This is a genomic window from Candidatus Methylomirabilota bacterium (genome assembly GCA_035764725.1).
Lineage (GTDB): Bacteria > Methylomirabilota > Methylomirabilia > Rokubacteriales > CSP1-6 > DASRWT01.
Genome location: DASTYT010000032.1, coordinates 20,735 through 28,022, shown reverse-complemented (window position 1 = coordinate 28,022; position 7,288 = coordinate 20,735). Strand labels below are relative to the sequence as shown.

Here is a 7,288-nt window from a genome sequence, read left to right as displayed (position 1 = left end):
CGGGGCCTGGGCCAGCTCCGCGAAGGCGCGAAGCTCGCTCGTCGCGTCGCCGTAGTACACGCCCTCGCCGACGTAGATGAGCGGGCTCTTGGCGGCGAGGAGCGCCTTCACGGCGGCGGTGACGTCGTCGGGATAGGGGGCCGAGCGCCAGCCCTTCACCGGCGTGTACGGATGCAGGTCCTCCTCGTACTCGCCGAGGTCGCGGGGGACGAGAAGCAGCACCGGCCCTGGACGGCCCGAGCGGAGCTGGGTGAAGGCGCGGCGGAGGTAGTCCGGGACCAGCTCGGCGCGATCGATCTCGCCGACCCACTTGGTGACCGACTTGAAGGCGCCGGCCATGTCGTAATGCGTGTGGCGGCTGGCGCCGCGACCGAGCCCTTCCGCGATGACGAGCACCGGCGAGGAGTCCTCCCAGGCCTGGGCGACGGCGCCGTACGCCATCTGGATGCCGGCGGCGTTGAGGCTCGCCATCACCGTGCAGGCGCCGATCTGCTTCCCGCACGTCACGCGCGAGAACGCGTCGGCCACCGCGACGGCGAAGCGCTCCTCGCCCATCATGAGGATGGGCACGCCTTCCTCGCCGAGCGCGTTGTTCACGTTGCTGGTGGGGTAGCACGAGACCCAGGGAATGCCCTCGGCCTTCAGGATGCGCGCGAGCCCGTTCTCCGCCTTGATCTTCATGAATGGGTGCCCTCCGGTGAGGGCCGGTATAGCATCCGCCGCGACCGCACACAAGTCGCGGGCTCGCGGGGGCCGCGCGGGTAGAATCGCTGCCAAGGTGCACTGGCCGTCGGGCTCCTCGCGCCGCCGCATCCTCCTCGCGGGAGCGGTCTCGCTGGCCACGGCCGCCGTCGTCCTCGCGATCTGGCGCGCGCTCGGCCTCGCCTGGCTCTCGGACGACGGCTTCATCTCGTTCCGGTACGCGGCCCATCTCGCGCGCGGCGACGGGCTCGTCTACAACGTCGGCGAGCGCGTCGAGGGCTACACGAATCTCCTGTGGACGCTGCTCCTCGCCGGCGCGATGGCGCTCGGGTTTTCCCCCGAAGCCTCCTCGCAGACGCTCGGGATCGCGTGCTGGCTGGGGCTGGTGGCGGTGCTCGCGTGGCGGAGCCGGCGGCCGGGGACGCGGATGCCCTTCGCCCCGCTCGCCGCGGGCCTGGTACTGTTGATGCCGGACTACCAGACCTGGGCCACCGGCGGCCTCGAGACCAGCCTCTTCGCCCTCCTCGCGGTGAGCGGGCTCCTGCTCGCGAGCCGTCCCGCGAGCGGCGTGGGCGCGCTCGCCGCCGCGGGCGCGCTGCTCGCCGCCGCCGTCGCCACGCGGCCGGACGGCGTGCTCTTCGCGATGGTCGGTGTCGCCGGCGCCTGGCTCGTGCATCCGGAGGCCCCGCCACGCCGGCGGCTTGCGCTCGCGGGGGCGGTGGCGGCGCCGCTCGCGGTGGCGGGCGTCGCGCTCGTCGCGTTCAAGCTCGGCTACTATGGAGACCTCTTCCCCACCGCGTTCTACTCCAAGTCCGCCCTCGTTCCCTACTACGGCCAGGGATGGTTCTACGTGCTGCTGTTCCTCGAGAAGAACTGGTTCATCGTGCCGCTCGCCGTCCTGCTCCTCCTCGCCAGCCTGCCGCGGCTCGACGAGATCCTCACCCGGAGCCATGTCGTGCTGCTGGCCGCGTTCGTCCTCTTCGTCGCCTACGTGGCGCACAGCGGCGGCGACTTCATGTTCGCGCGGCGCCTCTTGCCCGCCATGCCACTCCTCTTCGTCGTGCTGGAAGATCTGCTCGCGGCGCAGCCCGACCGTCTCGTGCCCGCCGCCGCTGCGGCGCTGGCCCTCGCCGGCGTGCTGCTGCCGTATCCCGTCTTCGCCCATTCCGGGGCGCGCGTTCGTGGCATCGCCGACGAGCCCGCGTTCTACCCGCCCGCGCTCATGGAAGCGCGGCGCCTCCAGGGGCTCACGGCCGGACAGACCCTCGGCGGCCTGCCCATCCGCGCCGCGTACGAGGGCGGGATGTGCGTGTTCGGGTACTATAGTGGGCTGCCGTACCTCGCGGAAATGACCGGCCTCACGCAGTACTCGCTCGCCAAGCGGCCCCTGGCCGCGCGCGGCCACGTGGGCCACGAGAAGACCGCGGACGACGCGTGGCTCACCGCCAACCGCATCCACCTGATCTTTTCCCAGGTGCCGCCGCCGGTGGGCCAGGCCGGGCCGCTCCGCGTCGACGAGATCGCGTTCGCGGGCGAGCTGCTCAAGGCGCGCATCTGGATCTACGAGGACGCGATCATGGACCGGCTGCGCGGCGATCCGCGCGTGCGGTTCACGCCGATCGAGGACACGCTCCGCGAGGCCCAGCGCCAGATCGCCCAGGCGCCGTACGCGGAGGCGCGCCGCATCCAGGACGTGCTCCAGCGCTACTACTTCCGCTCCGCGGGTCCCTCCAAGCAGGCCGCCGCGGAGGAGCTGGCCCGGCAGGTCGAGGCGCGCCGGCGGAGTCCGGGGTAAAATCGTCCGTATGTCCACCGACCCCGATCGCAAGCTGGAGATCGTCACCGACGTTCCCGACCGCGCCATGGTGATCTTCGCCCATCCCGACGATGCCGAGATCGGCTCCGGCGGGGTGATCGCGCGCTGGGTCGCGGCGGGGTGCGAGGTCAGCTACGTGCTCTGCACCGACGGCCAGGCCGGCACCGCCGATCGCAGCCTCGCCCCCGAGGCGCTGGTGGCGCGGCGCGCCGCCGAGCAGCGCGCCGCCGCCGACTTCATGGGCGTGCGCCACGTCGAGATGCTGGGCTATCCCGACGGTGAGCTGGAGGACACGCGCGCCTTCCTGGGCGACGTGGTCCGGGCGGTCCGCCGCCACCGGCCGCACACCGTGTTCGTCCACGATCCGTATCGGATCCGGGGCTTCCAGCACCGCGACCATCGCAAGGCGGGCATCGTGGCGACCGACGCCGTCTATCCCTACGCGCGCGACCACCTGCACTTCCCCGAGCACATCACGCGCGAGGGGCTGGAGCCGCACAAGGTGCGCGAGCTTTGGTATTGGGGCGCGGACGAGCCCGACGTCATCGTGGACGTGACGGAGTCGATCGACCGGCAGGTCGCGGCGATCATCCGGCATCAGAGCCAGGTGCCCGGCTTCAACATCCCCGCGGGCGCCACCATGGGCGAGCGGATCAAGAAGAACGCGGCTGAGCTGGCCTCGGGCTACGGGTTCGAGTTCGGCGCCGTCTTCCGCAGGCTCGTCGCCCGGCGGTAACCGCGGCTTCGGGTGAGTCGCCGCGCCCGCCGCCGCTCGGTGCTCGGTCTCGCGGCTTCTTTCCTCGCCGCGCTCTTTCCCGCGGCGCCCGACGCGCAAGCCTCGGTCGACCGGGCGATCCCCCTCGAGCTGCGATTCGACGGGCGGCCCCTCGATCCGCAGGCCCCGCCCGACTTCTCGTGCTTCGACTACACCCGGAACCGCTGGACGTCCTGTCGTGTCGAGCGCACCCCCACGCCCGGCGCCTACACGTTAGCGGGGCCCCTGCCCGGCAAGTACCGCATGCACGTGAGCATCGACGAGAATCCCGCCAACCCGCGGCGCCATCCGGGTGACTACGAGGCCCAGCCCGTCTTCGAGATCACGGCGGACGGTCCGGAGCGAATCACCGTGGACATGGCGCGGCTGATCCATCTCACGCGCCCCGGCGACAACGGCCGCCCCATCGAGGGCATGCTGACGAGCTGCGACAAGCAGCCGAGCTTCGCTACGCCGCGCTACGCGTGGACTCCGCGCGCGACGGTGGAGTTCGGCTGGGAGCCGCTGGTGGCGGACGCCGAGTATCGCTATCGACTCCTCGCGCGGCCCTGCGGGCGGCCCGGCGGCGAGCGCGAGGTCGTCAGCGCCACCACCGGAGACGTCACGGTAACGCTGGCGCTGCCGCCGGCCGGCGAGGGCGAGCAGTACGTGTTCCGCGTCGAGGCCTGGCAGGGCGGCCGTTTGGTGGGCGATCTCTACACGCACGACGGGGGTGCGCACTCGTGGAACTACCGCTTTCGCGTCCGCGACGAGAGCATGCCGCGCTGGGTCTACGGCGCGGTGGCGGGCGCCGTGATGGCCTTGCTCGCGGGTGCGTACCGGTTCGTCGCCGTCCCCGATCAGTCCAGGAGGCGCCGCCGCGCGCTGGCGCTCGCCGGCTTCGTGGTCGCGGGGCTCGTGGTCGGCAGCGGCGGCGCCGCCACCTATCAGTGGATGGCCGCGCGCGAGCGCGAGCGGGTCAGGGCGGTGCACGCGGCGCTGGAGGCGACGCGAGGGGCGCGCCTGCGCGAGTTCGTGGCCGCGTTCGCGACGGCGGCGCCGCGCCCCGACTGGTGGGAGCGCGTGCAGACCCCCTACAGGGTGGACAATGTCGGCGATCTCCTCGCCGCCTGGCAGGGCTTCCCGCGCGGCGGGGTCGGCGAGCGTCAGTTCTTCAAGTCCGCCTATCAGGGCATCGTGGACCATCCCGACGACGACCACGTCGTGGCCACCGCGATCATGCTGTTGGACCACGTCGCCGCCGACTACCCGCAGCGCCTGGGCCTGGCCGAGTTCGGCTACACGCGCTACTTCAGCTATCGCGCCCGCACCGACAATTGCGCGAACTGCATGGTCGGTGACACAACGCAGTCGCTGGCGGTGAGCCTCAGCCAGCTCTATTCCTCCGCCGGCCGTCACGACGAGGCCATCGCGGCGTGCCGGCGCCTCCTCGACGAGCGCGCCATGGACGTGAGCCCATACAAGCTCGCCGAGACCTGGAATCAGCTCGCGTGGGCGCACTGGCGCCGGGGCGACCGCGCCCGAGCCCTCGAGGTGATCCGCGAGGGCATCGCGCGCTACGGCGGCACGGTGAGGGCGGACGAGCTGCGCCGCACGCTGTCGACGTTCGAGCGGGGGTAAGATGGTGGCGGGCCGGCCCCCGGCCTGCTAGACTTGGCTCTCGAGGCCCACACCCCCACAGGAGGCAGCGGCGCATGGCCGACTTCAAGATCTGGATGAATGGCAAGCTCGTACCCCAGGCGGAGGCCGTTCTGCCCGTCAACAGCGCGGCGGTCTTTTACGCCACCAACGTCTTCGAGGGGCTGCGGGCTTACTGGAATGCCGCTGACGGGGAGCTCTACGCCTTCCGGCTCGCCGAGCACTTCGCGCGCTTCCGCGAGTCCATGAAGATGATGCGCTTCACCGTGCCCTACTCGGACGCCGACCTCTACGAGGCGGTCCGCGAGGCGCTCCGCGGCAACGACGTCCAGGAAGACGTGCACATGCACCTGGTCGCCTACGTGGGCGGCGCGGGGCTCGACTCGACCTCGCCCACCGGGATGTACATCAATCCCCGTCGGCGCGGCCGCATCACGGACGGGGCGGGGCTCCGCTGCTGCGTCACGTCCTGGCAGCGCACGTCGGACAACGCCATCCCCATTCGGCTCAAGTCCGGGTCGAACTACCAGAACGGCCGGCTCGCCACGCTGCAGGCCAAGGCCGATGGGTACGACGCGCCGATCTTCCTGAACCAGCACGGCACGGTGGCGGAAGGATCGGGCGCGACGTTCTTCATGGTTCGCCGCGGCCAGCTCATCACGCCGCCGCTGACCAGCGACATCCTGGAGTCCATCACCCGCACCACGCTGCTCGACCCCCTGGCGCCCGCGCTCGGCATCGAGGTGGTGGAGCGGCATATCGCGCGGACCGAGCTCTACGTGGCCGACGAGGCCTTCTTCTGCGGTAGCGGCTACGAGATCACGCCCATCCTGTCCGTGGATCGGTTCAACCTCGGCAGCGGCGCCGTGGGCCCGGTCACTCAGCGGCTTCTCACCAGCTACATGGACGTGGTGCGCGGGGTGGACAAGCGCTTCCCCGAGTGGCGCACCCCGATCTACAAGCCCGCCGTCGTCTAGCGGCCGCGGCTCAGAGAATGCGCGGCCACTGCGGCCGCGCGGCGACCCCCGCCCGGTCCAGATAGGGCCGGGCGAGGCGTTCGGCCCGCTCCAGCACCTCCGCCTCGTCCACCGTCGTCACCTGTCCGGCGTCGAGCACGATGCGCCCGTCGATCAGCACCGTGTGCACGCTCGCGCCGCTGGCGCTGTGGACGAGATTGGCCACGGGATCGAGGAGCGGGCGCCACTCCGGCCGGTCCACGTCGAAGAGCACGAGGTCGGCCCGCTTGCCCGCCTCGAGCGAGCCGATCTCGGCCTCGAGGCCCAGCGCCCGCGCGCCGTGGAGCGTGGCCATCTCGAGCACGCGCTCGGGCGGCAGCACGCCGGGATCGAGGCGCGCGTCCTTGGCGGCGAGCGCGGCGAGCGACATGAGGCGCAGCATGTCGAAGTGATTCGAGCCGTTGGCGCTGTCACCGCCGAGGGAGACGGTCACCCCCGCGTCCAGCATCTCGGGAAAGCGGCCGTGGGCGTGCAGGCCCTTCACGTGCTTGAGCGCCGCGGACGGGCAGTGCGCGATCTTGACGTCGCGGCGCGCGAGGAGCGCGATGTCGTCCTCGCTCACGTGCACCATGTGGGCGAGCTTGCAGCGGGGGCCGAGCACCCCCCAGGCTTCCAGCATCGCCAGGGGCAGGATATCCGCCGTCTTCCGCGACGGGTGCGAGGCGAACTGCATCATGCCCCAGCCGGTGCCGCGCCGGTCGGCGAGGGCATGCGCCCCGCGGATCAGCCGCTCCGAGGCGGTCCCGAAGCCGATGAGAATGGGCCACACGCCCACCCGGGTGGTGCCGAGCGCGCCCACCATGTCCATTGCGGCCTCGGTGAGGGCCAGCGCGCCGTCGGTGGACTGGGCGAGGGGCCCGGGGCCGCTCGCGAGATCCCAGGACCAGCGGCCCAGGATGGCCCGCAGCCCCACCGCGTCCACGGCACGCGCCACCGCGGGCACGTCGAACAGCGTGCCGGCCTCGCAGAAGGTGGTGGTGCCGGTGCGGAGCATCTCCAGGCATGCGAGCTGCGCGGCCGCCGCCTCCTCCTCGGGCGAAATGGTCGCGTAGAGGGGCGTGTACCAGTCGGGGACGTAGCGGTCCACCGGCACCGACTCGGGGATGAGCCCGCGCGAGAGGTGCTCGGAGAGATGCGCGTGCGTATCCACGAAGCCCGGGATCACCAGGCGGCCACGCCCGTCGATCACGCGGTCGGGCGGACGAGGTGGGCGTACGTCGGCGGCGCGCCCGACCTGCGCGATGCGCGTGCCGTCGACGACCACCGAGCCGTCCACGTACACGCGGCGCGCGCCGTCCATGGTGACGACGAGCGCGTGCTCGATCAGGAGCATGGGGCGCG

The 7,288-nt window shown here is 71.8% G+C and carries 6 protein-coding genes; 4 read left to right on the top strand and 2 right to left on the bottom strand.

The features are described 5' to 3' along the window. Positions 1 to 681, bottom strand: a 681-nt coding sequence (locus VFX14_04985) for a thiamine pyrophosphate-binding protein (GenBank protein ID HEU5189026.1), incomplete at its 3' end; no start/stop codon positions are given. 97 nt (positions 682 to 778) lie between these two features. Here VFX14_04985 and VFX14_04980 point away from each other — a divergent pair. The 4 genes from VFX14_04980 (at position 779) to ilvE (ending at position 5,908) form a co-directional block, all read left to right on the top strand. Next, on the top strand, positions 779 to 2,497 hold the full coding sequence (locus VFX14_04980) for a hypothetical protein (GenBank protein HEU5189025.1): 1,719 nt from the start codon (positions 779 to 781) through the stop codon (positions 2,495 to 2,497). 10 nt (positions 2,498 to 2,507) lie between these two features. Continuing rightward, entirely contained in the window at positions 2,508 to 3,254 is a 747-nt protein-coding gene (locus VFX14_04975; protein ID HEU5189024.1) for a PIG-L deacetylase family protein, read from the top strand. 12 nt (positions 3,255 to 3,266) lie between these two features. Further along, positions 3,267 to 4,913 (top strand): tetratricopeptide repeat protein, encoded by a 1,647-nt coding sequence (locus tag VFX14_04970; GenBank protein HEU5189023.1) that lies wholly within the window; start codon positions 3,267 to 3,269, stop codon positions 4,911 to 4,913. Between the two features lie 74 nt (positions 4,914 to 4,987). Further along, a complete protein-coding gene (gene ilvE / locus VFX14_04965) occupies positions 4,988 to 5,908 on the top strand; it encodes a branched-chain-amino-acid transaminase (protein ID HEU5189022.1) in 921 nt (306 codons plus the stop codon). Positions 5,909 to 5,918: 10 nt separating this feature from the next. Here the strand turns inward: ilvE and VFX14_04960 are convergent, their stop codons facing one another. Further along, a complete protein-coding gene (locus tag VFX14_04960) occupies positions 5,919 to 7,280 on the bottom strand; it encodes an amidohydrolase family protein (protein HEU5189021.1) in 1,362 nt (453 codons plus the stop codon). Positions 7,281 to 7,288: the final 8 nt, after the last annotated feature.

Bases quoted from the DNA above. Each gene is read 5' to 3' on its own strand.
- VFX14_04975 (HEU5189024.1), top strand. From the start codon at position 2,508: ATGTCCACCGACCCCGATCGCAAGCTGGAGATCGTCACCGACGTTCCC.
- ilvE (HEU5189022.1), top strand. From the start codon at position 4,988: ATGGCCGACTTCAAGATCTGGATGAATGGCAAGCTCGTACCCCAGGCG.
- VFX14_04960 (HEU5189021.1), bottom strand. From the start codon at position 7,280: ATGCTCCTGATCGAGCACGCGCTCGTCGTCACCATGGACGGCGCGCGC.